At 36.7% G+C, this 338-nt stretch carries 1 protein-coding gene; it reads right to left on the bottom strand.

The genetic code is table 11. From position 1 onward, the window contains the following. On the bottom strand, positions 1–287 hold a 287-nt coding region (locus COD11_RS27840), incomplete at its 3' end, for a DUF4158 domain-containing protein (protein WP_483296318.1). Between the last annotated feature and the right edge of the window lie 51 nt (positions 288–338).

The following is a 338-nucleotide window of genomic DNA, read 5'->3' as shown; positions in this document are numbered from 1 at the left end:
TAAAGACTAATCGTGGATGGCGTGGCACCGATTTGTTTCGATATAAAATGTATGAAGGAATCTGGGATGCTTTTGATATGAGTGTATGGCCAGCCGGGATACCGAAGAACGGCCAATTGAACTGCGAACCCTAAACGATTTTCTTCTCTCCTTCGCTTATTTATAATTTCTAAATCTCGTTTGGAAAAAGTGTAGTAGGTTCCCAATATCCATTCATCTTCAGGGATTTGCATTAAAACAAGTCTCTGATCTGGTGTAAGTAATTCTCTACCTCTTGCAATTTTCATGTAGTCTCATCCCATTTCTGTAATTTTTCAGTTAATTAGTTTAATTATATA

The organism is Bacillus sp. AFS040349 (assembly GCF_002577655.1).
Classification (GTDB): Bacteria; Bacillota; Bacilli; order Bacillales; family Bacillaceae; genus Metabacillus.
Note: the sequence above shows the minus strand (reverse complement) of the source record. Positions and strands in the feature narration are given on the sequence as shown.